The sequence below is a fragment of the Telluria sp. ZT3P25 genome, assembly GCF_059685895.1.
Genome location: NZ_JCASIJ010000002.1, coordinates 286,983 through 311,207, shown reverse-complemented (window position 1 = coordinate 311,207; position 24,225 = coordinate 286,983). Strand labels below are relative to the sequence as shown.

At 60.9% G+C, this 24,225-nt stretch carries 28 protein-coding genes and 1 tRNA gene; 8 read left to right on the top strand and 21 right to left on the bottom strand.

The window, feature by feature from the left end; genetic code table 11:
- Positions 1–221: 221 nt before the first annotated feature.
- On the top strand, positions 222–818 hold the full coding sequence (locus AC56LY_RS19945; protein ID WP_258836942.1) for a hypoxanthine-guanine phosphoribosyltransferase: 597 nt from the start codon (positions 222–224) through the stop codon (positions 816–818).
- Between the two features lie 7 nt (positions 819–825).
- Here the strand turns inward: AC56LY_RS19945 and AC56LY_RS19940 are convergent, their stop codons facing one another.
- Positions 826–1,779: an NAD(P)H-dependent flavin oxidoreductase gene (locus AC56LY_RS19940; RefSeq protein ID WP_499582525.1), complete on the bottom strand. Its 954-nt coding sequence runs from the start codon at positions 1,777–1,779 to the stop codon at positions 826–828.
- Positions 1,780–1,867: 88 nt separating this feature from the next.
- Entirely contained in the window at positions 1,868–2,062 is a 195-nt protein-coding gene (locus AC56LY_RS19935; RefSeq protein WP_183554821.1) for a DUF1289 domain-containing protein, read from the bottom strand.
- Between the two features lie 111 nt (positions 2,063–2,173).
- On the opposite strand from AC56LY_RS19935, the gene AC56LY_RS19930 reads away from it, so the two are divergent.
- Both AC56LY_RS19930 and AC56LY_RS19925 read left to right on the top strand, forming a co-directional pair.
- On the top strand, positions 2,174–2,653 hold the full coding sequence (locus AC56LY_RS19930; protein WP_499582523.1) for a hypothetical protein: 480 nt from the start codon (positions 2,174–2,176) through the stop codon (positions 2,651–2,653).
- A 145-nt stretch (positions 2,654–2,798) separates the two neighbouring features.
- Positions 2,799–3,890, top strand: a complete 1,092-nt coding sequence (locus AC56LY_RS19925) for an extracellular catalytic domain type 1 short-chain-length polyhydroxyalkanoate depolymerase (RefSeq protein ID WP_499582521.1) — start codon at positions 2,799–2,801, stop codon at positions 3,888–3,890.
- A 4-nt stretch (positions 3,891–3,894) separates the two neighbouring features.
- Here the strand turns inward: AC56LY_RS19925 and AC56LY_RS19920 are convergent, their stop codons facing one another.
- The gene (locus AC56LY_RS19920) at positions 3,895–4,044 is read right to left on the bottom strand and encodes a cysteine-rich CWC family protein (protein WP_499583454.1); all 150 of its coding nucleotides are present in this window, start codon (positions 4,042–4,044) and stop codon (positions 3,895–3,897) included.
- A gap of 212 nt (positions 4,045–4,256) precedes the next feature.
- Here AC56LY_RS19920 and argB point away from each other — a divergent pair, with 212 nt between their 5' ends.
- From argB to AC56LY_RS19895, 5 genes are all read left to right on the top strand, one after another.
- Complete coding sequence (gene argB, locus AC56LY_RS19915) at positions 4,257–5,186, top strand: acetylglutamate kinase (protein ID WP_183554827.1); 930 nt, start codon at positions 4,257–4,259, stop codon at positions 5,184–5,186.
- 42 nt (positions 5,187–5,228) lie between these two features.
- A tRNA-Thr gene (locus tag AC56LY_RS19910) sits at positions 5,229–5,303 on the top strand.
- 39 nt (positions 5,304–5,342) lie between these two features.
- A complete protein-coding gene (locus AC56LY_RS19905) occupies positions 5,343–6,071 on the top strand; it encodes a pyrimidine 5'-nucleotidase (protein WP_499582519.1) in 729 nt (242 codons plus the stop codon).
- A gap of 25 nt (positions 6,072–6,096) precedes the next feature.
- Entirely contained in the window at positions 6,097–6,675 is a 579-nt protein-coding gene (gene slmA, locus AC56LY_RS19900) for a nucleoid occlusion factor SlmA (RefSeq protein WP_499582517.1), read from the top strand.
- A 9-nt stretch (positions 6,676–6,684) separates the two neighbouring features.
- Positions 6,685–8,523 carry a chorismate-binding protein gene (locus AC56LY_RS19895; protein ID WP_499582515.1) on the top strand — a complete coding sequence of 613 codons (1,839 nt, stop codon included), beginning with the start codon at positions 6,685–6,687 and terminating at the stop codon, positions 8,521–8,523.
- Here the strand turns inward: AC56LY_RS19895 and AC56LY_RS19890 are convergent.
- The 18 genes from AC56LY_RS19890 to AC56LY_RS19805 all read right to left on the bottom strand — a co-directional run bounded on the left by AC56LY_RS19890 (position 8,511) and on the right by AC56LY_RS19805 (position 24,078).
- Positions 8,511–9,122, bottom strand: a complete 612-nt coding sequence (locus AC56LY_RS19890) for an OmpW/AlkL family protein (protein WP_499582513.1) — start codon at positions 9,120–9,122, stop codon at positions 8,511–8,513. The genes AC56LY_RS19895 and AC56LY_RS19890 overlap by 13 nt on opposite strands.
- A 105-nt stretch (positions 9,123–9,227) precedes the next feature.
- Positions 9,228–9,821: a glutathione peroxidase gene (locus AC56LY_RS19885; RefSeq protein WP_499582511.1), complete on the bottom strand. Its 594-nt coding sequence runs from the start codon at positions 9,819–9,821 to the stop codon at positions 9,228–9,230.
- Positions 9,822–9,888: 67 nt separating this feature from the next.
- Positions 9,889–10,317 carry a CoA-binding protein gene (locus tag AC56LY_RS19880; protein ID WP_499582509.1) on the bottom strand — a complete coding sequence of 143 codons (429 nt, stop codon included), beginning with the start codon at positions 10,315–10,317 and terminating at the stop codon, positions 9,889–9,891.
- Positions 10,318–10,468: 151 nt separating this feature from the next.
- Complete coding sequence (locus tag AC56LY_RS19875) at positions 10,469–10,891, bottom strand: F0F1 ATP synthase subunit epsilon (protein ID WP_367610113.1); 423 nt, start codon at positions 10,889–10,891, stop codon at positions 10,469–10,471.
- Between the two features lie 27 nt (positions 10,892–10,918).
- Positions 10,919–12,325, bottom strand: a complete 1,407-nt coding sequence (gene atpD, locus AC56LY_RS19870) for a F0F1 ATP synthase subunit beta (protein ID WP_343025775.1) — start codon at positions 12,323–12,325, stop codon at positions 10,919–10,921.
- A 103-nt stretch (positions 12,326–12,428) separates the two neighbouring features.
- On the bottom strand, positions 12,429–13,304 hold the full coding sequence (gene atpG, locus AC56LY_RS19865) for a F0F1 ATP synthase subunit gamma (RefSeq protein ID WP_343025776.1): 876 nt from the start codon (positions 13,302–13,304) through the stop codon (positions 12,429–12,431).
- Positions 13,305–13,360: 56 nt separating this feature from the next.
- A complete protein-coding gene (atpA, locus tag AC56LY_RS19860; RefSeq protein WP_343025777.1) occupies positions 13,361–14,902 on the bottom strand; it encodes a F0F1 ATP synthase subunit alpha in 1,542 nt (513 codons plus the stop codon).
- Positions 14,903–14,981: 79 nt separating this feature from the next.
- On the bottom strand, positions 14,982–15,515 hold the full coding sequence (locus AC56LY_RS19855) for a F0F1 ATP synthase subunit delta (RefSeq protein WP_183554853.1): 534 nt from the start codon (positions 15,513–15,515) through the stop codon (positions 14,982–14,984).
- Positions 15,516–15,517: 2 nt separating this feature from the next.
- Positions 15,518–15,988 carry a F0F1 ATP synthase subunit B gene (locus AC56LY_RS19850; protein WP_258836931.1) on the bottom strand — a complete coding sequence of 157 codons (471 nt, stop codon included), beginning with the start codon at positions 15,986–15,988 and terminating at the stop codon, positions 15,518–15,520.
- Positions 15,989–16,065: 77 nt separating this feature from the next.
- Positions 16,066–16,317 (bottom strand): F0F1 ATP synthase subunit C, encoded by a 252-nt coding sequence (gene atpE, locus AC56LY_RS19845; RefSeq protein WP_370660592.1) that lies wholly within the window; start codon positions 16,315–16,317, stop codon positions 16,066–16,068.
- Between the two features lie 87 nt (positions 16,318–16,404).
- On the bottom strand, positions 16,405–17,238 hold the full coding sequence (atpB, locus tag AC56LY_RS19840; protein WP_258836929.1) for a F0F1 ATP synthase subunit A: 834 nt from the start codon (positions 17,236–17,238) through the stop codon (positions 16,405–16,407).
- Between the two features lie 4 nt (positions 17,239–17,242).
- Positions 17,243–17,578, bottom strand: coding sequence for an ATP synthase subunit I (locus AC56LY_RS19835; protein ID WP_258836928.1), 336 nt, complete (start codon positions 17,576–17,578; stop codon positions 17,243–17,245).
- A 260-nt stretch (positions 17,579–17,838) separates the two neighbouring features.
- On the bottom strand, positions 17,839–18,717 hold the full coding sequence (locus AC56LY_RS19830; protein ID WP_499582504.1) for a ParB/RepB/Spo0J family partition protein: 879 nt from the start codon (positions 18,715–18,717) through the stop codon (positions 17,839–17,841).
- Positions 18,718–18,740: 23 nt separating this feature from the next.
- The gene (locus tag AC56LY_RS19825; RefSeq protein WP_499582502.1) at positions 18,741–19,511 is read right to left on the bottom strand and encodes a ParA family protein; all 771 of its coding nucleotides are present in this window, start codon (positions 19,509–19,511) and stop codon (positions 18,741–18,743) included.
- A 165-nt stretch (positions 19,512–19,676) separates the two neighbouring features.
- Positions 19,677–20,327: a 16S rRNA (guanine(527)-N(7))-methyltransferase RsmG gene (gene rsmG / locus AC56LY_RS19820; protein ID WP_499582500.1), complete on the bottom strand. Its 651-nt coding sequence runs from the start codon at positions 20,325–20,327 to the stop codon at positions 19,677–19,679.
- The gene (gene mnmG, locus AC56LY_RS19815) at positions 20,324–22,255 is read right to left on the bottom strand and encodes a tRNA uridine-5-carboxymethylaminomethyl(34) synthesis enzyme MnmG (RefSeq protein ID WP_499582498.1); all 1,932 of its coding nucleotides are present in this window, start codon (positions 22,253–22,255) and stop codon (positions 20,324–20,326) included. The genes rsmG and mnmG overlap by 4 nt, the downstream gene beginning before the upstream one ends.
- Positions 22,256–22,456: 201 nt before the next feature.
- Entirely contained in the window at positions 22,457–23,227 is a 771-nt protein-coding gene (locus AC56LY_RS19810; RefSeq protein WP_499582496.1) for a sulfite exporter TauE/SafE family protein, read from the bottom strand.
- A 65-nt stretch (positions 23,228–23,292) separates the two neighbouring features.
- Positions 23,293–24,078: an alpha/beta fold hydrolase gene (locus AC56LY_RS19805; protein ID WP_499583453.1), complete on the bottom strand. Its 786-nt coding sequence runs from the start codon at positions 24,076–24,078 to the stop codon at positions 23,293–23,295.
- Positions 24,079–24,225: the final 147 nt, after the last annotated feature.

The following is a 24,225-nucleotide window of genomic DNA, read 5'->3' as shown; positions in this document are numbered from 1 at the left end:
AGCCGCTCGGCGCGGAGGGCCTGCGAATCGAGGGAAGAGTCAGGAGAAGTGCGGGCTTGTTCGGTGGCGTCGGACATGGGCGGAGGCGTCGATTTGTTTTCCAAGCTGCGTATGATACGCCCCATTTGGCGCCGCCGACATACGCGGGGCAGCCCAACCGGAACGCCCTCCAGCCCGGGGATCACGCATAATGGCGCGGCATCCACCAGACATAGAGACCCATGCTCGATTTTCATCATGAGCGCGCCCGCGCGCTGTTGGCGAACGCCACGCAGATCGTCACTCCCACTGAAGTCCAGGCCGCTGTCACCAGCGTCGCCGACCAGCTCAATGCGCGCTTTGCCGCGCCAGGCGCCACCGAGTTCCCGCTCGTGCTGGGCGTGATGGGCGGCGCGGTCGTGTTCACCGGCACGCTGCTGCCACAACTGGCCTTCCCGCTCGACTTCGACTACATCCACGTCAGCCGTTACGGCGACGACGACCGTGGCGGCGAACTGGTGTGGAAAGTGATCCCGCGCCAGAACGTGGCGGGCCGCACGATCCTGCTGGTCGACGACATCCTCGACGAAGGCGAGACGCTGGCCCACGTCAAACAGCGCCTGCTGGACATGGGCGCGGCCGAAGTGATGGTCGTGGTGTTTGCGGACAAGGACCTGGGCCGCGCCAAGCCGATCACGGCCGACCTGATCGGCTTGAGCCTGCCGAACAAGTTCGTCGTCGGCTTCGGGATGGACGTGTATGGCTACTGGCGCAACCTGCCGGGCCTGTGGACAATCCGGCCCGAGGATTTGAAACAGCCCGAGGCGCCGGCAGCCTGAACGCTTTTTAAAGCGCCAAACGCGCGCGTGCCGCCACGTATTCGGCGCTCAAGCGCGCGACCATGTCGGCCACCGTCGGCACGTCGTCCATCAGGCCGACGCCCTGCCCTGCGCCCCAGATATCGCGCCAGGCCTTGGCGCTGCCCGAACCGAAGCTCATCTTGCTCTTGTCCGATTCGGGCAGGTTGTCCGGGTCCAGCCCGGCCGCGACGATCGATTTTTTCAGGTAGTTGCCGTGCACGCCGGTAAACAAGTTTGTGTAGACGACGTCGGCTGCCGTCGATTCGACGATCGCATCGCGGTAGTCGTCACTGACGTTCGATTCCTTCGTCGCCAGCCAGCGCGAACCGATGTAGGCAAAGTCGGCGCCCATCGCTTGCGCGGCCAGGATCGCGTCGCCCGTGGCAATCGAGCCGGACAGCGCGATCGGCCCCTTGAACATCTTGCGGATTTCGCCCACCAGCGCAAACGGCGACAAGGCGCCTGCATGGCCACCAGCGCCAGCGGCCACCAGGATCAGGCCATCGACGCCCGCTTCCAGTGCCTTTTCGGCATGGCGGATCGAGACGATATCGTGCAGCACAATGCCGCCATATGAATGCACGGCGTCCATCATCTCGCGCGGCGGTGCGCGCAGCGACGAAATGATGATCGGTATCTGGTGCTTGACGCAGACTTCGACGTCATGCGCCAGGCGATCGTTCGACTGGTGCACGATCTGGTTGACGGCGATCGGCCCGACTTTCTTGCCCGGGTTGGCCGCCGCATAGTCGGCCAGTTCACGCTGCAGGTCGGTCAGCCAGACGTCCAGCATCTCGGCCGGCCGGGCATTCAATGCCGGGAACGAGCCGACGATGCCGGCCTTGCACTGGGCTGCCACCAGCGCGGGCCCGCTGGCAATGAACATCGGCGAAGCGATGACAGGAAGGGACAGGTTTTGCAGCGCGGCGGGCATCGTCATGGAAGCTCTCGGTGGTGGGTGGAGGATGGGCCTGATTATAGCCCCGAAAAAAGTACGACCGTGCTAGATTCCTGCCTCTAAACGATCGCTACTGCCAGTCGATCTCGCCCTCGCGGCGCCGGATCTCGGCCCAGATCGCGCGTTTGGCGTCGTCCGTGGCCGTGCCCCAGGCGACAATTTCATCGATGGTGCGCAGGCAACCCTGGCACAGGCCCGTCTCGGGGACCATCTGGCAGATATTGATACAGGGCGACGGTACGGGGGTTTGCAGTTCGGGAGCCATCGTTCGCAGTGGTGGAAAATAAAGTGGCATTATCGCGCGGCTGGCAGCGCAGTGCCGCGTGTTGCCCGTCATTTACTATACTGGGGCAACGCCACTTTGCACGAGGTGCCCATGAAATTGCATGATGTTCTCCTGGCTGGCTTGTTCGGCCTGTCCACGGCCGCCTCTGGCCAGACGCTGTCTCCCGACGGCTACGGCAAGATCGGGTTTGGCCAGCGGCTCGACGCCGTCGAGCGCCAGCTGGGCCAGCGCGCCGCGCCGCGCCCTGCTGACCCGGCCTGTTCGATGGTGACCTTCAAGCGCTACCCACAAGTACGCTTCATGGTCGAAAACGGCATGATCACGCGCGCGGACGCCAACCGGATCGTGCGCAACAGCGCCGGTATTACGGCGCGCATGTCGGTGAAGGATGCGCAGCGCCATCGCCCGAGTTTGAAGGTCGGGCCACACAAATACGACGAAAACGGCCAGTACCTGACGCTCGCGCAGGGCAAGGACAAGGCCCTTATCTTCGAAGCGAGCAAGGGCAAGCTGCAGCGCATGCGCGCGGGCATCAAGCCGGCAGTGGAGTACGTGGAAACCTGCGGATGAGCACGTGTTTGTGCCCGATGCGATCACGAAGATCAATGTTCCGTATCTAAGACAACAGCATATATAAGGGCCGTTCGGCAACGCCGGCAAGGTTCGTGTAAGCTCATGGCCTGAAATTGGTGCAGTGCACAAAAAAAGGAATGCCATGAAACTCAACCGACTCATGCTCGCGCAGATGCGCAGCGCTACCCGAACGCTATGGCGCTCGGGCCCGGTGACCCCTGGCGCAGCAGTGCGGCAAGCGATGAGCAACGTCAACGCGTTGCACCGGGTCGCCCGCCAACAGATGCGTGACTTCACGATGACGGTGACGCCGTCGGAATCCGCTTCGGCATCCGCGCCGGAAGCAGCCTCGACCTCTGCCCCTGCTGCCGCGCCCGCAGCAACAGCCAGCGCGCCGCTGACCGGCACCTTCATCGCCGGCAGTCACACGAACGACGCCGGTACGCGCGACTACAAGCTGTACGTCCCAGCGAGCTACACGGGCGGCCCCGCGCCGCTGGTGGTGATGCTGCACGGCTGCACGCAGGACCCGGACGACTTCGCCGCCGGCACCGGAATGAATGTGCTGGCCGAAGAGGTCGGTTGCCTGGTGCTGTACCCGGCGCAAAGTAAAAGCGCCAACCCGTCGCGCTGCTGGAACTGGTTCAACGCCGTCGACCAGCGCCGCGATGAAGGCGAACCGTCGCTGATCGCCGGCATGACGCAGGCAATCATGGATGCCTACAGCGTCGATGCGAGCCAGGTGTACGTGGCCGGCCTGTCGGCCGGTGGCGCGATGGCCACGATCATGGGCACGCTCTATCCCGACCTGTACGCCGCCGTCGGCGTGCATTCCGGCTTGCCGTTCGCGTCGGCCAACGATCTGTCGTCGGCGCTGGCAGCGATGAAGGGCGACTTCCGGCGCAGCCAGCTCGAGAACCAGCCGCTGCCGGTGATCGTGTTCCATGGCGACCGCGATACCACGGTCCATCCGGCCAATGGCGAAGAAGTGGTGGCACAAGGTGCTCGTCACCTGCCACAGCCGGGCACGACCGAACCGGGCAATGTACCGGACGGCCATGCCTACACGCGCACGCTGTATCCGGCCACCGATGGCACCGTGCAGGCCGAGCACTGGCTCGTACACGGCGCCGGCCACGCATGGTCGGGTGGCCAGGCAAACGGCAGCTATACCGATGGCAAGGGGCCTGACGCCAGCCGCGAAATGATGCGCTTCTTCCGTACCCAGCGCTGAGCCGTCAGCTTGGTGCGGCTGTTGGGGGCTGGCCCTGCGCGGCAATGTGGGCGCGCAGACATGCCGGACACCAGCAACCCACTGCTTCCTGCGGCACCGCCACTGCCGGCGGCAATGCCGTGCACCAGCACGGCGCGCTGTCGCCATCGGCCATCGCGCAGCTGAACGAAGCGCCGCAGCGCGTGCAACTATTCATGGTCTGAACAGCCTTGAAGATGGATGGCGAACGGCGGGAATGGCATGGCAGGAGTAGAGTGGTGGGTGCTGCTATAAAATACAACATAACACCGCCCACTCCCCACAAGGTTTACGCTGTTTTTATGGCATTTGGCTGTAAAATCTCGCGACAATTATTTCGGACTCTCCATGAACGCTCAAGTGACCAGCCTGACTACCGACGACCAACCAAACGACCTCGCGGGCGTCTCCCCGGCGATCAAGGCGCAGATCCTGGCCGAAGCGCTTCCGTACATCCGTAATTTCCACGGCAAGACCATCGTCATCAAATACGGCGGCAACGCCATGACCGACGAGCGCCTGAAGCACGGCTTCGCACGCGACGTCATCCTGCTCAAGCTGGTGGGCATGAACCCGGTCGTGGTGCATGGCGGCGGCCCGCAGATCGACAACGCGCTGAAAAAAATCGGCAAGCAAGGCACGTTCGTGCAGGGCATGCGCATCACCGACGAAGAAACCATGGAAGTGGTGGAGTGGGTGCTGGGCGGCGAAGTGCAGCAGGACATCGTCATGCTGATCAACCACTACGGTGGCCAGGCCGTGGGCCTGACCGGCAAGGATGGCGGCCTGATTCGCGCACGCCGTATGGCCATGCCTGACAAGGAAAAACCAGGCGAGTTCCTCGACATCGGCTTTGTCGGCGAGATCGACGCCATCAACCCGGCCGTCGTCAAGGCGCTGCAGGACGATGCGTTCATTCCGATCATTTCGCCGATCGGCTTCGGCCAGGACGGCCAGGCCTACAACATCAATGCCGACGTCGTCGCCGGCAAGATCGCCGAAATCCTGAAGGCCGAAAAGCTGATCATGATGACCAACATCGCTGGTGTGCAAGATAAATCGGGCAACCTGGTCACCGATCTGTCGGCGCGCGAGATCGACGAGATGTTCGCCGACGGCACGATCTCGGGCGGCATGCTGCCTAAAATTTCATCGGCCCTGGATGCTGCCAAATCGGGCGTGAACACGGTTCACATCATCGATGGCCGTATCGAGCACTCATTGCTGCTCGAAGTCTTGACCGAACAGGCTTTTGGCACTATGATCCGGTCTCATTAAATTTTTTGTGGCGGAAACAATCGCCACAGAAAAACCAGTACCGCCCTTTTAGCTCAGTGGTAGAGCACTCCCTTGGTAAGGGAGAGGCCACGTGTTCAATCCACGTAAAGGGCACCATCGCTTCACCTCCCCTCTGCTTTACCAACGCCTCGCACCGTGGCCACTCCCCTACCCCGCGCACCTGTCTGGTTATTTGACCTCGACAACACCCTGCACGACGCATCGCATGCAATTTTTCCGGCGATCAGCGCCAACATGAACACCTATATCGCGCGCGTGCTGAGCCAGAACGGCGAGACCGCCACGCAAACGATGATCGATGCCGCGCGCGTCGGGTACTGGAAGCGCTACGGCGCCACGCTGCTCGGCATGATGCGCCATCACCAGGTGTGCCCGGCCGACTTCCTGCGCGAGACGCACGATATCGGGCCGCTGGCCGAGCTGCTGCGCTTCGAGCGCGGCCTGGGGCGCCTGCTGCGCCGCCTGCCCGGCCGCAAGATCCTGCTGACCAATGCGCCCAACTCGTACTCGACCGAGATCGTGCGTCGCCTCAAGTTGCACAACCATTTCTCCCACCACGTGGCGATCGAGCACATGCACGTGCACCGCCAGTTGCGGCCCAAGCCGTCCAAGCTGATGCTGCGTCGCCTCTTGCGCAAGCATGGCGTGGCCGCGCAGCGCTGCATCCTGGTCGAAGACACGCTGGCCAACTTGCGCACCGCGCGCCAGCTGGGCCTGCGTACGGTCTGGGTCACCCAATACCTGCGTATCAGCGATCCGATCGGCACCGCCCCCCTCCCGAGGACATTGAAATGCCCCGGTTATGTCAATGTCAAAGTAAAATCCGTGCGGCAACTTCCTGCGCGGCTGTCGAGGCTGCGTTAATCGATCAACCACTCCTAGGGATCCCATGGCAAGCACGAAGCCCGGCCAGCGCAAGCTGCAAATCCTTCAGGCCCTGGCCGCGATGCTCGAGCAGCCCAAGGGCGAGAAAATCACCACTGCCGCCCTGGCCGCGCGCCTGGGCGTGTCCGAAGCGGCGCTGTACCGCCACTTTGCCAGCAAGGCGCAAATGTACGAGGGGCTGATCGAGTTCATCGAGTCCTCGGTGTTCGGCGTCATCAACCAGATCAGCGAACACGAAGAAGGCGGGCTGGATCAGACGCGCGCGATCGTGCAGATGCTGCTGGGCTTTGCGGCGAACAATCCGGGCATGACGCGCGTGCTGATCGGCGACGCGCTGGTCAACGAAGACGAACGCCTGCAACATCGCATGAACGCGTTTTACGACAAGGTCGAGCTGGCATTCAAGGGGGCCTTGCGCGTGGCCGTCACACAGGGCCACGGCCAGGAAGCCGACGTCGCCGGCCGCGCGAGCCTGTTGATGAACTACGTCACCGGCCGCTGGCACCGCTTTGCCAAGAGCGGCTTCAAGGCCAATCCCGTGGACGGCACGGCGCTGCACCTGTCGTTGCTGCTGGCAGCGTAAAATCCGGGGATGGATACTGGTGAAGTCTTTGCCCTGCTCGACGATGCGCGCGCTACGCACGAAGCGCGTTCGCGGCTCTACCGCGGCCATGCCGGCACGCTGACCTGTGATGACGCCAGCGGCTGGCCGCCGCTGCTGGCGGCCCTGCAGGCCGCGCTGCAGCAGGGTTTGTATGCGGTGCCGCTGCTGACGTACGAACTCGGCGCGCACCTGCAGAACCTGCCGGCGCGCGCCGTGGATGGACCGCTGGCGCAGGTGCTGCTGTTTTCACACTGCGACCATCTGACGGGCGAGCAGGTCGCATCGTGGCTCGCCACGCGCAGCGCCGGCCCGGACCAGATTGCCGGCGTGGCCGGCATCACGGCCAATGTCGACGAGGCGCAGTTTGTCGACGCCATCACCCGCATCCGCGCATTGATCGAAGCGGGCGACACCTACCAGGTCAACTACACCTATCGCTTGCGCTTCGACGCCTTTGGCCCGCTCGTCGCGCTGTATGCACGCCTGCGCGCGCGTCAGCCGGTACCGTATGGCGCGCTGGTGGCGCTGCCGGATGGCCGCGCGCTGCTGTCGTTCTCGCCCGAGCTGTTCGTGCGCCACGAGGCCGGCATGCTGCAGGCGCGACCGATGAAGGGCACGGCGCGCGCCAGCGGCGACGCCACCATCGATGCCGCGCGCGCGCGCGACCTGGCACGGGACACCAAGAACCGCGCCGAAAACCTGATGATCGTCGACCTGCTGCGCAATGACCTGGGCCGCGTGGCCGTCACGGGCAGCGTGCAGACACCCGTGCTGTTCGACGTGCAGCGTTACGGCGCCGTGCTGCAGATGACGTCCACGGTGCAGGCGCGCCTGAAGCCCGATGCGGCGCTGGTGGATGTGTTTGACGCGCTGTACCCGTGCGGCTCGATCACGGGCGCACCCAAACGCCGCGCGATGGAAATCATCCACGACCTCGAACCGGATGCGCGCGGCGTCTACACCGGCGGGATCGGCTGGTTCGATCCGGCGCCAGAGGGCCACGCCTTCGGTGACTTCTGCCTGTCCGTGCCGATCCGCACGCTGGCGCTGGCGGCGCCAGAGAATGGCGTACAGCACGGCGTACGGCGCGGCGAACTGGGTGTGGGTGCCGGCATCGTCCACGATAGCGAAGCGCATGACGAATTCGCGGAGTGCCAGTTGAAAGCAGGCTTTCTGACCGGGCTGGCCAACGATGTCACGCTCTTCGAAACGCTGCGCGCCTCGCGCGACCATGGTTGCCGGCATGTCGAACAGCACCTCGAGCGCTTGCACGCATCATGCCGCTATTTCGGTGTTCCGTTCGATCAGGGCGCTGCGCAGTCGGCCCTGAACACCGCCTGTCTGGCGTTGCCGACCGACGGTGTGTACCGCATGCGCCTGGCCGTCGATGCAACCGGCACAATGAAGATCACGTCAGGCGTGCTGGCGCCGCTGCAGGAGCCGGTCATGGTGGTGCTGGCCGACGAGCCGACGGCGAGTAGCGACGTTTTTTTACGCCACAAGACGAGCCGCCGCAGCCGCTACGATGCGGCCTGGCAGGCGGCCGAAGCACGTGGCGCGTTCGATGCACTGTTCTTCAACGAGCGCTGTGAATTGACGGAAGGTGGGCGCAGCAATGTGTTCGTGCGCATGGGTACTACATGGATCACGCCGCCCCTTGGCTGTGGCGTGCTGCCGGGGGTCATGCGGGGCGTGCTTCTGGCAGCGCCCGCATGGCATGCGCGCGAAGGCGTGATCACGCGCGCGCTGCTTGAAGCGGCCGACGACATCGTCGTCTGCAACGCGCTGCGCGGGCCGCTGCGCGCGGTGCTACTTCAGAAGCGGTAACCGACGCCCAGCCCAAACAGCATTGGATCGACTTTCAGGTGGCTGATATTGGCGCCGCCGACGATCACGTCGCTGCGGATATTGACGCGCTTGATGTCGGCGTTGATCGACCAGTGTTCGTCCAGGCGGAAATCAACGCCAGCCTGCAGCGACAGACCGAAGCTGTCGTTTTCCAGGTCAGCTGCACCATTGAGCAGCTTGACGCTCGAGATGCGCGTGTAGTTCACGCCCACACCCACGTACGGATTGAAGGTGGCGCCCGGTGCGAAGTGGTATTGCGCGCTCAGCGTCGGCGGCAGGTGCTTGAAGCTGCCGATCCTGGTGCCGGCCAGCGTTACATCGTGCTTTTGCGGATAGGTCAGGATCAGTTCCGCCGCGAAGTTCGGCGTGAAGAAATAGCTGATGTCCAGCTCGGGAATGGTCTTGTTGCTGACCTTGATCGTGTCCGCCGCGCCCACACCGCCAACCGGGCTTGATTTGTTGTCCGGCTCTATCTGGACGGCGCGTGCACGCACCAGCCACGGCGATTCCTGGGCCAGTGCCTGTGCAGATGCCACGGCAATCAGGGCCACCACTACGGATTTCAACATTGTTGTCATTTGTTCTTACCTTTCGTTTTTAAATTACCGCCACGAAAGTAAGCTTATTGATGTGGGCTCAAAAAAACGTTGATCCACATCAAAATGACCATGCTGTCAGTAAGGTTACAGCGCTTTTTCGATCTGGCCGACCAGTTGCGGGTCTTCCGGCGTCACTTTGCTCGGGAAATACTCGAGCACTTTGCCGTCACGCCCGATCAGGTACTTGGTGAAGTTCCACTTCGGTTCCTTGCCGGTTGCCTTGATCAGCTGCGCGTGCAGCGGGTTGGCATCCGGCCCCTTGACCGACGTCTTGGCAAACATCGGGAACTTCACGCCGTAGGTGTTGTAGCAGAGGTCCGCGATTTCTTTCGCGTTGCCCGGTTCCTGCTGGCCGAAGTCGTTCGACGGGAAGCCCAGCACCACCAGGCCGCGGCTGCCATACTTGGCGTAGATCTTTTCCAGGCCTTCGTACTGCTTGGTAAAGCCGCAGTAGCTGGCCGTATTCACCACCAGGACCACCTTGCCGCTGTACTGGCAGAGGTCTTGCGGCGCTTCGTCCTGCAGGCGCTTGAAGCTGTGCTTGAGCACTGCCGGGCAGGCAGCCGGCGTTTTGTTCAATGCCGGCGCTGAGGCAGCAGACGCAGCCTGCGCGCTTGCGGGCGGGATGACGCTGACGGCAGCGGTGGCGGCGAGCAGCAGGGCAATGGTCTTGATCATGGCGTGGTATTGACGAGGTGGAAGTAGCAGCGATTGTAGCGCGAGGCGCAGGACCCCGCGCCGCTTTTCACGCGCCTGCCTGCAGGCTGCGATGCTCGATCTTGATGCAGTGGTTCATCACCACATCGAGGCCCGCAGCACGCGCGAGATCGGCGGCAACCTGGTTCTCGATCTCGAGCTGCATCCACAGGCACCCTGCCCCCACGGCGATCGCATCGCGCGCGATCGGGCCGATGTCTTCCGACCTGCGGAAGCAATCGACGATGTCGATGCGCTGGCCGCCCTCTGCGAGCGAGGCGGCAGCGTCTTGCAACGTGGCGAAGACGGGCTGGCCGAGGATCGTCTCGCCGGCGTACTGGGGGTTCACTGGCAGGATGCGGTAGCCGTGCTGCTGCAGGTAGGCGCCCACTTCGTGGCTGGCACGGTCTGGCTTGGTCGACAGGCCGACGATGACGATGGTGGTGCTTTCTTCGAGGATCTGGGCAATGGTGCGCATGGTGGCAGGCAGGTCGTTGGGATGGCGATCAGCTTAGCAGGTTTGCTTTACCTGGCCTGGCACGTGCCGGACGGTGCGGGGCTGCCATGTGCACTGACGAAAAAAAAGCAGCCCGCAGGCTGCCTTTTTTGTTGCCGAGCTTTTACTAAGCTCAACGGCCTTTCGAGCGCAGGCGCTGGATTGCCGCCAACTGCGCAATTGCCGCGGCCATTTCGGCCTGGGCTTTTGCGTAGTCGATGTTCGAATCCTTGTTCAGCATCAGCTCTTCAGCCTGCTTCTTCGCGGATTGCGCTTTCGCTTCGTCCAGGTCGGCGCCGCGGATTGCGGTGTCGGCCAGCACGGTCACGCCGTTCGGCTGCACTTCGAGGATACCGCCGGCGACGAAGACGAACTCTTCACCACCACCGGCAACCTGGATGCGCACGGCGCCCGGGCGGATGCGCGTGATCAACGGGGTGTGCTTCGGGTAGATACCCAGCTCACCCGCTTCACCCGGCAACGCGACGAATTCGGCCTGGCCGGAGAAGATCTGCTCTTCGGCCGAGACGACGTCGACTTGAAATGTGTTTGCCATGTGTGTCTTTCAGTGGAAGAAAGCGACTTAACCAGCAGCCAGTTTCTTGGCTTTCTCGATAGCTTCTTCGATCGTGCCGACCATGTAGAACGCTTGCTCCGGCAGGTGATCCAGTTCGCCCGAATCGATCATCTTGAAGCCCTTGATCGTGTCTTTCAGCGAAACGTACTTGCCCGGCGCGCCGGTGAAGACTTCAGCGACGTGGAATGGCTGCGACAGGAAACGCTGCATCTTACGAGCGCGTGCCACGACCAGTTTGTCTTCCGGTGCCAGTTCGTCCATGCCCAGAATCGCGATGATGTCACGCAGTTCCTTGTAGCGCTGCAGGGTGTTCTGCACAGCGCGCGCGGTGGCGTAGTGCTCTTCACCGACGACGAGCGGGTCCAGCTGGCGCGAGGTCGAATCGAGTGGATCGACTGCAGGGTAGATACCCAGCGAGGCGATGTCACGCGACAGAACGACGGTCGAATCCAGGTGAGCAAAGGTGGTTGCTGGCGATGGGTCGGTCAAGTCATCCGCAGGGACGTAGACGGCCTGGATCGACGTAATCGAACCGGTCTTGGTCGAGGTGATGCGCTCTTGCAGACGGCCCATCTCTTCGGCCAGCGTAGGCTGGTAGCCCACTGCCGATGGCATACGGCCCAGCAGTGCCGAGACTTCGGTACCGGCCAGCGTGTAGCGATAGATGTTGTCGACGAAGAACAGAACGTCCTTGCCTTCATCACGGAACGCTTCCGCCATGGTCAGACCGGTCAGCGCGACGCGCAGACGGTTGCCTGGTGGTTCGTTCATCTGACCGTAGACCATTGCCACTTTCGAGTTGGCAGGGTTTTCCAGGTCGACGACCTTTGCATCGGCCATCTCGTGGTAGAAGTCGTTACCTTCACGGGTACGCTCACCCACACCGGCGAACACGGACAGACCCGCGTGTGCCTTGGCGATGTTGTTGATCAGTTCCATCATGTTGACGGTCTTGCCGACGCCGGCGCCGCCGAACAGGCCGACTTTACCGCCTTTGGCGAACGGGCAGACCAGATCGATGACCTTGATGCCGGTTTCCAGCAGGTCGGTCGATGGCGACAGTTCGTCGTAGGCTGGCGCGTCACGGTGGATCGACGCCATGCGCTCGTGGCTGACCGGACCGCATTCGTCGATCGGGTTGCCCAGCACGTCCATGATGCGGCCCAGGGTCGGGGTGCCGACCGGAACCATGATTGGCTTGCCGGTGTTCTGGATCATCATGCCGCGGCGCATGCCGTCCGAGCTGCCCAGAGCAATGGTACGGACCACGCCGTCGCCCAGCTGTTGCTGGACTTCCAGGGTCAGATCCGAGCCTTCCATTTTCAGTGCGTCGTACACTTTCGGCATGGCATTACGTGGGAATTCCACGTCAACCACTGCGCCGATACACTGAACGATTTTGCCATCAGCCATGTTCGTTCCTTCAGATATTTAGTTAAATTCTTTTTTGCTTTGATCGGTCGGGGACAGCGTAGCGTGCAATGCTCGCTTGCCGCTATCCCCACGGGCGGCGCTGTTAAACAGCGGACGCGCCCGACACGATCTCGGAGAGTTCTTTGGTAATCGCAGCCTGGCGGGTCTTGTTGTAGACCAGCTTCAGGTCGCTGATGACGCTGCCGGCGTTATCGCTCGCGGCCTTCATTGCGACCATGCGTGCCGATTGCTCGGACGCCAGGTTTTCTGCCACTGCCTGGTAGACCAGCGCTTCCACGTAACGCACCAGCAGCTCGTCGATGACGACCTGTGCTTCCGGTTCGTAGATGTAGTCCCAGCTGGTGGCGCCTGCATCGGCTTTCAGCGAATTGGCTGACAGCGGAAGCAGTTGCTCGACCACGGTTTCCTGTTTCATCGTGTTGATGAATTTCGTGTAGCACAGGTAGACAGCATCGAGCTTGCCTTCCTGGTACGCGTCCAGCATCACTTTGACCGGTCCGATCAGCTTGTCCAGTTGCGGTGCATCGCCCAGTTGGGTCGCCTGCGACACGAGTTTCATGCCGACGCGGTTCAGGAAGCTCAGGCCCTTGTTGCCAATGGCAACTGCCTCGACGCGGTTGCCCGCCTGTTCCTGTTCGCGCGCCTTGAGCGTGACCTGGCGCAGGATGTTGGTGTTCATGCCGCCGCACAGACCCTTGTCGGTCGTGACGACGATGAAGCCAACTGCCTTTGCCTGCACGTCCTTGGCTTGCGCCATGAATGCGTGCGTGTACTCCGGGTTTGCAGTGGCCAGATTGGCGGTAATGTTACGAACCTTGTCACTGTAGGGACGGGCGGCGCGCATACGTTCCTGCGCCTTGCGCATTTTCGATGCGGCGACCATTTCCATCGCCTTGGTGATCTTCTTCGTATTTTCTACGCTCTTGATCTTGCCACGAATCTCTTTGCCTGCTGCCATGAGTCCTTACTCCTTCCAGGCACCGGCATCGCCGTCAGGCGATGCCGGCCCACAGATTAATATGCGCCGGATTTCTTGAAATCAGCAACGGCCGCGGCCAGTGCTGCTTCGGCTTCTTTGTCCAGTTGCTTGGTTTCGTCGATCTTTGCCAGCAGCGCTGCATGGCCCGACTTCAGGAAGGCGTGCAGGCCGTGCTCGAATGGCAGCACTTTCTTGACTTCGATATCGTCCAGGTAGCCCTTGTTGACGGCGAACAGCGATGCGGCCATCAGCGAGGTCGACAGTGGCGAGAACTGTGGCTGCTTGAGCAGTTCGGTCACGCGCGCACCGCGGTCCAGCTGCTTGCGGGTCGATTCGTCCAGGTCCGATGCGAACTGCGCGAACGCAGCCAGCTCACGGTACTGGGCCAGGTCGGTACGGATACCGCCGGACAGGCTCTTGATGACCTTGGTCTGGGCAGCACCACCGACGCGCGACACCGAAATACCGGCGTTGATCGCAGGACGGATACCGGCGTTGAACAGCGACGTTTCCAGGAAGATCTGGCCGTCAGTAATCGAGATCACGTTGGTCGGCACGAATGCCGAGACGTCGCCAGCTTGCGTTTCGATGATCGGCAGTGCGGTCAGCGAACCGGTCTTGCCGGTCACGGCGCCGTTGGTGAACTTCGACACGTAGTCGGCGTTCACGCGTGCTGCGCGCTCGAGCAGGCGGCTGTGGAGATAGAACACGTCGCCTGGGTACGCTTCGCGGCCTGGTGGACGGCGCAGCAGCAGCGAGATCTGGCGGTAGGCAACTGCCTGCTTCGACAGATCGTCATACACGATCAGTGCGTCTTCGCCGCGGTCGCGGAAGTATTCGCCCATCGCGCAGCCCGAGTAGGCCGAGATGTATTGCATGGCGGCCGATTCCGACGCCGATGCAGCAACAACGATGGTGTACTCCATCGCGCCGTGCGTTTCCAGCGAGCGCACGATGTTCTTGATGGTCGATGCTTTCTGACCGATCGCGACGTACACGCAGGTCACGCCCTGACCTTTTTGGTTGATGATCGCGTCGACTGCAACAGCCGATTTACCGGTCTGGCGGTCACCAATGATCAGCTCACGCTGGCCACGGCCGATCGGCACCATTGCGTCGATCGATTTGATACCGGTCTGCATTGGCTGCGAAACCGATTCACGGGCGATAACGCCTGGCGCAATCTTTTCGATTGGCGAGGTCAGCTTGGCGTTGACAGGACCCTTGCCGTCGATCGGCTGGCCCAGTGCATTGACAACGCGGCCGCACAGTTCAGGACCGATCGGCACTTCCAGAATACGGCCGGTGGTCTTGACGATGTCGCCTTCCGAGATGTGCTCGTAAGCACCCAGGATGACCGAGCCGACCGAGTCGCGCTCGAGGTTCATGGCCAGGCCGAAGGTGTTGCCTGGGAATTCCAGCATCTCGCCCTGCATCACGTCCGACAGACCATGGATGCGGCAGATACCGTCGGCGACCGAGATCACCGTGCCTTGATTGCGAACGTCAGCCGAACTCTCGAGGCCCTGGATCCGGCTCTTGATCAGTTCGCTGATTTCAGATGGGTTAAGTTGCATGCTTGCTAACTCCAATTATAGTTTCTTGATGCGTAGGGCAAGGGCGGGAACGCCGGCGCGTGCCAGTCGATACGTCGTATTAGTTGGCCAGCGCAACGTGCATCCGTTGCAGCTTGGCGCGAACCGAGGTATCGAGCACTTCGTCACCGACGACCACGCGCACACCACCGATCAGCGAAGGATCCACTGTTACCGTTGGGTTGAGCTTGCGGCCAAATTTCTTTTCCAGCGTGGCGACCAGCTGCGCCAGCTGGTCGGCCGAGATCTCGAACGCGCTATGGATCATCGCATCGGCAGCGCCCTCGTTCGCGTTTTTCAGGAGCGCAAACTGGGTGCTGATCTCGGGCAGCAGGTTGATGCGGCCGTTCTGGGCCAGCATCGCGATAAAGTTCTTCGCTTCAGCATTCAGCGGCGACTTGACCAGGGACGCAATCGTGTCCGCCAGTTGTGCGTGCGTGACGATCGGGTTGCTGGCGAAGGTCTGCACGTCGGCACTGGCGCCAATCTGGCCCAGTTCCGACGCGATGGCCGAGTACGTGTTCATGTCGCCGGTTTGGGCGACACGGAACAGCGCTTCGGCGTAGGGGCGGGCGACGGTTGCGAGTTCTGCCATGATCAGAGCTCGGTCGACAGTTGCGACAGCAGGTCGGCGTGGGCCGCTGCGTTCACTTCACGCTTCAGGATCTGCTCGGCGCCGGCGACCGCAAGGGCGGCAACCTGGCCACGCAGTGCTTCGCGTGCGCTGTTGACTTGCTGCTCGGCGTCAGCCTTGGCGGCGGCAACGATACGCGCGCCTTCATCGGCGGCAGTACGCTTGGCTTCTTCGATAATCACAGCAGCGCGCTTTTCAGCATCGGTGATGCGTTTCTGGACTTCGTCACGGGCACCAGCCAGTTCGGTCTGGACACGTTTTTCAGCAGCAGCCAGATCGGCCTTGCCACGGTCAGCAGCAGCCAGGCCACTTGCAATTTTCGCGGCGCGCTCATCGAGCGCCTTCATCAGTGGCGGCCACACGAATTTCATCGTGAACAGTGCCAGGATGAAGAAGACCACGAACTGAGCAAACAGGGTTGCATTAATGTTCACGGTTTTTTCCTTCTTACAGAAACACGGATGCCGAACCAGGAATGGTTCGGCCCTTCAAGACATCGAGACCGGATGGCTTAGACGACTGGTGCGACGAATGGGTTGGTGTATGCGAACAGCATAGCGATACCAACACCGATCAGGAATGCAGCGTCGATCAGACCAGCCAGCAGGAACATCTTGGTCTGCAGGGTGTTCATCAGTTCTGGCTGACGTGCGCTGGCTTCCAGGTACTTACCGCCCATGATCGCGATACCGATACAAGCACCGATAGCGCCCAGGCCGATGATCAAACCGCAAGCCAGTGCAACAAAAGAAAGGTCAGTCATGTGTAACTCCAAAAGTTAAATTGAAAACTAGATTAAAAACTACAACTTCTTTACAACCACTATCTTGTTCGATGCTTGCGGCGCCGATCAGTGGCTATCGTGAGCCTGACCGAGGTACACCAGCGTCAGCATCATGAAGATGAATGCCTGCAGGAGTACGATCAGGATGTGGAAGATCGCCCAGATGGAACCGGCAATGACGTGGCCAACAAAACCAAAGATGGTGGCCGATCCGCCCAGCAGTGCGATCAAGAGGAACAGCAGCTCACCGGCAAACATGTTGCCGAACAGTCGCATACCGAGCGACACCAGTTTTGCTGCGTATTCAATGATGTTCAGGAGCAGGTTGAACGGCGCCATCCAGATACCGAACGGTGCAGCGAACAACTCGTGAATCCAGCCGCCCAGGCCCTTGATCTTGATGCTGTAGTAGAACATCAGCGCCAGCACGCCCAGAGCGATGCCCATTGGACCATTCAGGTCGGCGGTCGGTACCACGCGATGATACGGGAAGATATGTTCCACACCAAAGACAGCAAATGCCCACGAGAACATGTCGACTGGCAGCAAGTCCAGCGAGTTCATCAGTGCAACCCAGACGAACACGGTCAGGGCCGCAGGGGCGATGAAGCTGCGGTCGCCATGCACGATCGACTTGGCCTGGTCATCGACCATTTCAAACAGCATTTCGACGAACGCCTGGAAACGACCTGGCACGCCAGCGGTGGCTTTGCGCGCGGCAGACCACATCACCAGGCAACCGGTGATGCCCATGGCGATCGACCAGAACATGGTGTCGTAGTTGATGATCGAGAAATCAACTGGACCTACCTGGTGACCGTTCGACAGGTGACCAAGGTGGTGCTTGATATATTCTGATGCGGTGGGCGCGTGCGCTGCGCCGTCAATTGGAGTCGCCATGTCGTCAATGCCTAAATAATAAGATGATGTAACTTTTCAGCGCCACGATGAACCCGACGATCAATGCCAGCCAGTTCAGATCGCGGTACAGCCACGCCGTCGCGCCCAGAAGCGCCAGCGTCAATGCAATCTTTACGAATTCCCAGATGAAAAATGTCGCGGGACTTGCTCGTCCACTCGCGGACGCCGCAAACAAGCGCACTGCCATGATCCCGTTGGGTACGACACAACACAAACCACCCAGCACAGCCGACACCATCGCAGGCCATCCCCCCAGAAGCGCGGCAATGATTCCGGCGACGACTGTTGCAATCAATTGCAGGGAAACGATGCGCAGCATATTTTTTGGTCTTCTCGCTGCCGCTATGGACGTACTACGTGGTGGTAATTACATGAATCGCCGGAATTATAAGTGGTTATACGGATGTGAGTCAAACGATTCCCTACTTATAACTGCACTGTAAAGATGACGAAAATGTGACACGTTGCTGGTGGATAGGGCATTATTTTCAACAACTTAACGCCATATGGTGTAGGCAGCGGGTGTCACATTGCAGGATAGTCCGGTCACCGGCTACCCTGCCTGCAGCCTGCTGCCGTTCAGCCGCGCAATCGTGCGAGGACGCCGTCGAGGATGTCGAGGTCGGCGAAATCGATGATCATCTGACCCCTGCCCTTCGGCCCCATCTTGAACACGACAGGTGTGGCCAGCTTGTCCGACAGCTCTTCTTCCAGGCGCACGATGTCGCCCGACTTGTCTTTCGCACGGGCAGCTTGTGCCGGCGCGTTGTATTCGTCGAGCGCGCGCGTGACGAGTTTTTCCGTTTCGCGCACTGACAGGCGCTTGGCGATCACCTGGTTGGCCAGCGTGATCTGGTGCGCGCTGTCTACCGCCAGCAAGGCACGGGCGTGACCCATGTCGATATCGCCGGCCATCAGCATCGTCTGCACCGGCTGCGCGAGGTTGATCAGGCGCAGCAGGTTCGAGACCGCGCTGCGTGAGCGGCCCACGGCGCCGGCGGCCTGCTCGTGCGTGAAATTGAAATCCGAAATCAGGCGGTTGATGCCCTGCGCTTCTTCGAGCGGGTTCAGGTCTTCGCGCTGGATGTTCTCGATCAGCGCCATCGCCGCCGCAGCCTGGTCATCAACGTCGCGCACCAGCACCGGGATTTCATCCAGGCCGGCCATCTGCGCCGCGCGGAAGCGCCGTTCACCGGCGATGATCTCGTAGGGTGTGCTGCTACCAGGCGGCAACGGGCGCACCAGCACCGGTTGCATGATGCCCTGGGTCTTGATCGATGCGGCCAGCTCCGACAGGCTCACTTCGTCCATGCGTGTACGAGGCTGGTACTTGCCGGCCTGGATCTGGGTCACGGCGAGCACGGAAGGCGTGTTCGGCACGGCCGGTGCGGCGTCCAGGTCGCCGCCGAGCAGGGCGTCGAGGCCGCGGCCCAGTCCCTTGAGTTTTTTGGTTGCCATCTCTTTGTCAGCTTTTTGATTGATTACATGGTCTTGATGCGCTCGACCATTTCGGCGCCGAAGGCGATGTATGCCTGCGCACCTTTCGAGGAGGGATCGAACGTCACGCCGGGGATGCCGTACGACGGCGCCTCGGCCAGCCGCACATTGCGCGGAATGATCGTCTTGAAGACCTTGTCGCCGAAATGCTGCTCAAGCTGGCCCGAGACCTGCTGCGACAGCGTCATGCGCGGATCGAACATCACGCGCAGCAGACCGATGATCTTCAGGTCGGTGTTCAGGTTGGCGTGCACCTTCTTGATCGTGTTGACCAGGTCGGACAAGCCCTCGAGCGCATAGTATTCGCACTGCATCGGGATGATCACGCCATCGGCGGCGCACAGACCGTTCAATGTCAGTAGCGACAGCGCAGGCGGACAGTCGACCAGGATGAAGTCGTAGTCATCGGCCACCGCTGCCAGTGCTTCCTTCAGGCGCCGCTCGCGGTTCTCGAGCGCGACCATTTCCACTTCGGCGCCGGCCAGCTCGCGGTTGGCGGGCAGTACGTCGAAGCGCCCTGCTTCCGAGCGCACGCGCGCCGTGGCCACATCGGACTCACCCAGCAGCACCTGGTAGATCGAGGCTGCCAGCTCGGCTTTGTTGATGCCCGCGCCCATCGTGGCATTGCCCTGCGGGTCAAGGTCGACCAGCAGCACACGCTGGTTCAGTTTGGCCAGGCCTGCCGACAGGTTGACGCTGGTGGTGGTCTTGCCTACGCCACCCTTCTGGTTCGCAACGCAAAAAATCTTCGCCATCTTTTCCTTTCCTGGATGCGACAACAAGGCATCATATCGTTTCCTCCGCAAAACCGTTTCAATGGTTTATATGATTTAAACGATATAAACTGTTTATACGATTTATACAGGTAGTACGGTTAGTACAGTTCGTATGATTTATATAGTATGTACTATTGGTATCTTTTATGCGGCTCGCTCGATGAATACCAAGTGTCGCTCTGCCTGCAGTCTTGGCACCCACAAGGGCTGCAGATCGACGACTTTCCAGTCCTGTGGCAAGCGCTCGCGCTCCTCGCTTGGTGCGACGCCTTTCAGGGCGATGAATTTGCCGCCCTCGGCCAAAAGATGACCCGACCAGTTGACGAAGTCCGACAGGTCGGCAAATGCGCGTGACGTGATCACGTCAAATGGCTCGCTCACGGTAAGGTCTTGCACCTTCATCGTGTGCACGCTAACGTTAATCAGCTTCAATTCTGCCTTCACCTGGTTCAGGAACGCCGTTTTCTTGTGTACCGTGTCGATCATCGCGACCTTCATGTCCGGTCGCACGATTGCCAGGACGATACCCGGCAAACCGCCCCCTGCCCCCACGTCCAGCACATTGCGGGCACCGGCAAACGCCGGCACAGCGGCGAGCGAGTCGAGCAGATGGTGCGTGACCATCTGCTGCGGATCGCGCAGCGACGTCAGGTTGTACACGCCGTTCCACTTGTTCATCAGCTGCAAGTAGCCCATCAGCTTAATCTGCTGCTCCGGCGTGACGGCAAGCGTCATGTCCTTGATGCCCTGGTCGAGCACCGCCGCCAGTGCATCGTGATCGAATGCGTATTTCATTCGGCCACCTCGGCTGCAGTCGTAGTAAAGCCTTTGGCGCCGCGCTTTTTCAGCGTCACCAGCAGCAGCGAGATTGCCGCCGGGGTCACGCCCGAAATGCGCGAGGCCTGACCCAGGGTTTCGGGCCGTTGCTTGTCGAGCTTCTGGCGGACTTCGAACGACAGCGCCTCGATATCCAGATAGTTAAGCTTCTCAGGCAGCTTCATGTTTTCGTAATGATCGTGACGCTCGACTTCACGCGCCTGGCGATCGATGTAGCCGGAATACTTCAGCTGGATCTCGACCTGTTCCTTCACGGCAGGATCATCAACGCCCGGACCTGCCAGGCTCTGGCCTTCGAGACCGTTCATCGTCATCAGGGTGTCGTAGTTCACGCCCGGTCTGCGCAGCAGATCGGCCAGATTGTATTCGCGCTCGAGCGGCTGGCCGACGATACGCTCCGATTCGGCCGCGGCCAGGATGCGCGGATTCACCCACACCGAGCGCAGGCGTTCCAGTTCACGCGCGACGGATTCGCGCTTGGTCTCGAATGCTGCCCAACGTGCATCGTCAACCAGGCCCAGGCCACGACCGATTTCGGTCAGGCGCATGTCTGCATTGTCTTCACGCAGCGACAGACGATATTCCGCGCGGCTGGTGAACATGCGGTATGGCTCGGCCACACCTTGCGTCGTCAGGTCATCGACCAGCACGCCAAGGTAGGCTTCGGAACGACCCGGGGTCCAGGCATCCTTGCCCTGGGTTTGCAGTGCGGCATTCAGGCCGGCCAGCAAACCTTGCGCCGCCGCTTCTTCGTAGCCGGTAGTGCCATTGATCTGACCGGCAAAGAACAGGCCCTTGATCGACTTGGTTTCCAGCGACGCTTTCAAGCCGCGCGGATCGAAGTAATCGTATTCGATCGCATAGCCGGGCCGCAGGATGAACGCATTTTCCATGCCGCGCATCGAACGCACCAGTGCCAGCTGCACGTCGAATGGCAGGCTGGTCGAGATCCCGTTTGGATAGAACTCATTGGTCGTCAAGCCTTCCGGTTCCAGGAAGATCTGGTGTGATTCCTTGCTGGCGAAGCGGTGGATCTTGTCTTCGATCGACGGGCAGTAGCGCGGGCCGACGCCTTCAATGACGCCGGTGTACATCGGGCTGCGGTCAAGCCCTGCCCGGATAATGTCGTGCGTGCGTTCATTGGTATGCGTGACCCAGCATGGCACCTGCTTCGGATGCATCCCCACGTTGCCCATGTACGAAAACACGGGCACCGGATCGAGGTCGCCCGGCTGCTCGGTCAACAGCGAAAAGTCGATGCTGCGGCCATCGATGCGCGGCGGCGTGCCGGTTTTCAGGCGCCCTTGCGGCAGTTTGAGTTCCTTCAGGCGCGCCGACAGCGACGTCGCCGGTGGATCGCCTGCGCGGCCGCCAGCATAATTTTGCAGGCCAACGTGGATTTTGCCATCAAGGAAAGTACCTGCGGTCAGCACGACGGCGCGCGCGCGGAAGCTCAAGCCCACTTGCGTGACGGCGCCGACGACCCGATCGCCTTCGACGATCAGGTCTTCGACTGCCTGCTGGAATAGCCAGAGGTTCGACTGGTTTTCCAACCGCGAGCGGATCGCCGCCTTGTACAGGACGCGGTCGGCTTGCGCACGGGTCGCGCGTACGGCCGGACCTTTCGAGGAATTCAGGATCCGGAACTGGATCCCGGCTTCATCCGTTGCGATGGCCATCGCGCCGCCAAGGGCGTCGACTTCCTTGACCAGGTGGCCTTTGCCGATGCCGCCAATCGACGGGTTGCACGACATGGCGCCAAGGGTTTCAATATTGTGGGTCAGCAGCAGGGTCTTTTGACCGGTGCGTGCAGACGCAAGTGCAGCTTCGGTGCCGGCATGGCCGCCGCCGACGACGATGACGTCGAATTCAGTAGGAAATAGCATGATGGGATGTGAGGCGAGGAGACTAATGCGCGATTATAGATTCTTTTCCGTTGCCAGATTCTTCGACCGCCAGAAAACGACGAATTTTGTTTCACGTGGAACGTCAGGTTGATTTGTCAGTGCGATTGTTTCACGTGGAACATTGCAAAGAAAAAGCCGGTCAAAACCGGCTTCAACTTGTTTCACGTGGAACAATCGCAATCACCAACCCAGCTTTGTGAACGCATCATAGGCAGTCTTCACAATCAACGCGCTGACGACAAACAGGAACACCTTCCGCACAAAGCCGCTGCCGTACTTGAGAGCGAGTCGTGTACCCGACAATGAACCCGCGATCTGGCAACCGGCCATCAACAATCCCAGCTGCCACAAAATATGGCCGCTATAGCCAAACCACATCAGCGCGGAAAAATTGCAGGCGACGTTGACGATCTTGGCTGCGGCTGAAGCACTGAGAAAATCAAAGCCAAAAAATCGCACGAACAGGAAGATCAGAAAGCTGCCGGTACCGGGGCCGAAAAAACCATCGTAGAAACCGATCGCAGCGCCGATGCCGATTGCCCAGTACCGCTCGGTCAGACCACTGTGCATTGGTGCGTGCACCGAACCCAGGTCTTTTTTCCTGAACGTGTAGACCGCCACTGCGACCAGGATGATCGGCAATAAGGCACGCACGAAATCGGCGGGCACGCGCGTCACCGTCCAGGCGCCAGCAAAGGAAAGCAAGAATGCGGCGGCCGCCGCCGGCGCGGCAGTACTCCAGGCTACCCGGACCCGACGTGCGTATTCCACCGCCGCTGACCCGGTGCCGAAGATTGCTGCAAACTTGTTGGTACCGAGAATGGTTGCCGGAACTTCTTTCGGCAACAAAGAGAACATGGCGGGAAGCTGGACCAGGCCGCCGCCGCCGACAACAGCATCAACCAGGCCAGCGGCGAAGGCAGCGCCGCCAAGCCAGACAACATCAATCATGGAAGAGTTCGGAAGGAATGTACGAGATGCAATTTTACGGCAAGCCGTAAGTACTCACCCGAGAATCAGTCGACTGGTGACTTCACGAAATCCAGCAGTAATGCGCTCAGGCGATCTGCGCCAGAGAGCTGCAGCCAGTGCCCAACACCATCGATGCGCTCATACCGAAAACCGGCAGTACATTGGTCGCGCGAATCGAGCATCTGTTGCTCACCAAGGGCCGGATCATGTTCGCTCCAGACGCCCATCACCGGCACGTTCACTGGCAACCAGGCGCGCGGTGATGATGGCTTGAAATTGGCGCGGTAGTAATTTAATGCTGCCGTCAGCCGACCTGGCGGCGCAAGCGCCGCGATCCAGATCTCTTGCTGTTCGCGGCTGCGCATCATTTTTCGCAGCGCAGCCCAGTCCCCTGCTTTCAACAATGCCTCTGCGACGACAGGTGTCTTGAACACCAGCATGTACCAGAACCGCAGTTTCTGACCGAGTCCCGATGCAGCGATTGCTTTGGGATGGCCGACCGACAAGGCGGCATACCGAAGGATGCGCTGTGGCGCATGCATCGCCAAGTGCCAGCCGATCAATGCGCCCCAGTCATGACCGACGACGACCGCTTTCTCGATCCCCAGCGCATCCATCAATCGCAGCACATCATCGGCCAGGAACGATACGGCGTAAGCGCCAACATCCTGCGGCATGTCGGTTTTCCCATAGCCGCGCAGGTCGGGTGCAATGACACGCAGGCCCGCTGCGGCAAGCGCAGGAATCTGACGACGCCAGATCTCGTGGGTATCGGGGAAACCGTGGAGCAGGATGACCGGTGGACCGTCGCCAGCTGTCACGTAGTGCATGTTCAGGCCATTGACCCTGGCGTACAGCGACTCGAATTCCATGCGTTTCCCCTTGGCGCTAACTCGATGAAACACAGCTTACCAGAACGTAAACGCCTGTCCAGACCCTACCTGTGGATAAGCAAATGGATATCCACAGGTACGGTT

Coding starts and splice junctions, on each gene's coding strand:
- AC56LY_RS19945 (WP_258836942.1), top strand. CDS start 222: ATGCTCGATTTTCATCATGAGCGCGCCCGCGCGCTGTTGGCGAACGCC.
- AC56LY_RS19940 (WP_499582525.1), bottom strand. CDS start 1,779: ATGACGATGCCCGCCGCGCTGCAAAACCTGTCCCTTCCTGTCATCGCT.
- AC56LY_RS19935 (WP_183554821.1), bottom strand. CDS start 2,062: ATGGCTCCCGAACTGCAAACCCCCGTACCGTCGCCCTGTATCAATATC.
- AC56LY_RS19930 (WP_499582523.1), top strand. CDS start 2,174: ATGAAATTGCATGATGTTCTCCTGGCTGGCTTGTTCGGCCTGTCCACG.
- AC56LY_RS19925 (WP_499582521.1), top strand. CDS start 2,799: ATGAAACTCAACCGACTCATGCTCGCGCAGATGCGCAGCGCTACCCGA.
- AC56LY_RS19920 (WP_499583454.1), bottom strand. CDS start 4,044: ATGGCCGATGGCGACAGCGCGCCGTGCTGGTGCACGGCATTGCCGCCG.
- argB (WP_183554827.1), top strand. CDS start 4,257: ATGAACGCTCAAGTGACCAGCCTGACTACCGACGACCAACCAAACGAC.
- slmA (WP_499582517.1), top strand. CDS start 6,097: ATGGCAAGCACGAAGCCCGGCCAGCGCAAGCTGCAAATCCTTCAGGCC.
- AC56LY_RS19895 (WP_499582515.1), top strand. CDS start 6,685: ATGGATACTGGTGAAGTCTTTGCCCTGCTCGACGATGCGCGCGCTACG.
- AC56LY_RS19890 (WP_499582513.1), bottom strand. CDS start 9,122: ATGACAACAATGTTGAAATCCGTAGTGGTGGCCCTGATTGCCGTGGCA.
- AC56LY_RS19885 (WP_499582511.1), bottom strand. CDS start 9,821: ATGATCAAGACCATTGCCCTGCTGCTCGCCGCCACCGCTGCCGTCAGC.
- AC56LY_RS19880 (WP_499582509.1), bottom strand. CDS start 10,317: ATGCGCACCATTGCCCAGATCCTCGAAGAAAGCACCACCATCGTCATC.
- AC56LY_RS19875 (WP_367610113.1), bottom strand. CDS start 10,891: ATGGCAAACACATTTCAAGTCGACGTCGTCTCGGCCGAAGAGCAGATC.
- atpD (WP_343025775.1), bottom strand. CDS start 12,325: ATGGCTGATGGCAAAATCGTTCAGTGTATCGGCGCAGTGGTTGACGTG.
- atpG (WP_343025776.1), bottom strand. CDS start 13,304: ATGGCAGCAGGCAAAGAGATTCGTGGCAAGATCAAGAGCGTAGAAAAT.
- atpA (WP_343025777.1), bottom strand. CDS start 14,902: ATGCAACTTAACCCATCTGAAATCAGCGAACTGATCAAGAGCCGGATC.
- AC56LY_RS19855 (WP_183554853.1), bottom strand. CDS start 15,515: ATGGCAGAACTCGCAACCGTCGCCCGCCCCTACGCCGAAGCGCTGTTC.
- atpE (WP_370660592.1), bottom strand. CDS start 16,317: ATGACTGACCTTTCTTTTGTTGCACTGGCTTGCGGTTTGATCATCGGC.
- atpB (WP_258836929.1), bottom strand. CDS start 17,238: ATGGCGACTCCAATTGACGGCGCAGCGCACGCGCCCACCGCATCAGAA.
- AC56LY_RS19835 (WP_258836928.1), bottom strand. CDS start 17,578: ATGCTGCGCATCGTTTCCCTGCAATTGATTGCAACAGTCGTCGCCGGA.
- AC56LY_RS19830 (WP_499582504.1), bottom strand. CDS start 18,717: ATGGCAACCAAAAAACTCAAGGGACTGGGCCGCGGCCTCGACGCCCTG.
- AC56LY_RS19825 (WP_499582502.1), bottom strand. CDS start 19,511: ATGGCGAAGATTTTTTGCGTTGCGAACCAGAAGGGTGGCGTAGGCAAG.
- rsmG (WP_499582500.1), bottom strand. CDS start 20,327: ATGAAATACGCATTCGATCACGATGCACTGGCGGCGGTGCTCGACCAG.
- mnmG (WP_499582498.1), bottom strand. CDS start 22,255: ATGCTATTTCCTACTGAATTCGACGTCATCGTCGTCGGCGGCGGCCAT.
- AC56LY_RS19810 (WP_499582496.1), bottom strand. CDS start 23,227: ATGATTGATGTTGTCTGGCTTGGCGGCGCTGCCTTCGCCGCTGGCCTG.
- AC56LY_RS19805 (WP_499583453.1), bottom strand. CDS start 24,078: ATGCACTACGTGACAGCTGGCGACGGTCCACCGGTCATCCTGCTCCAC.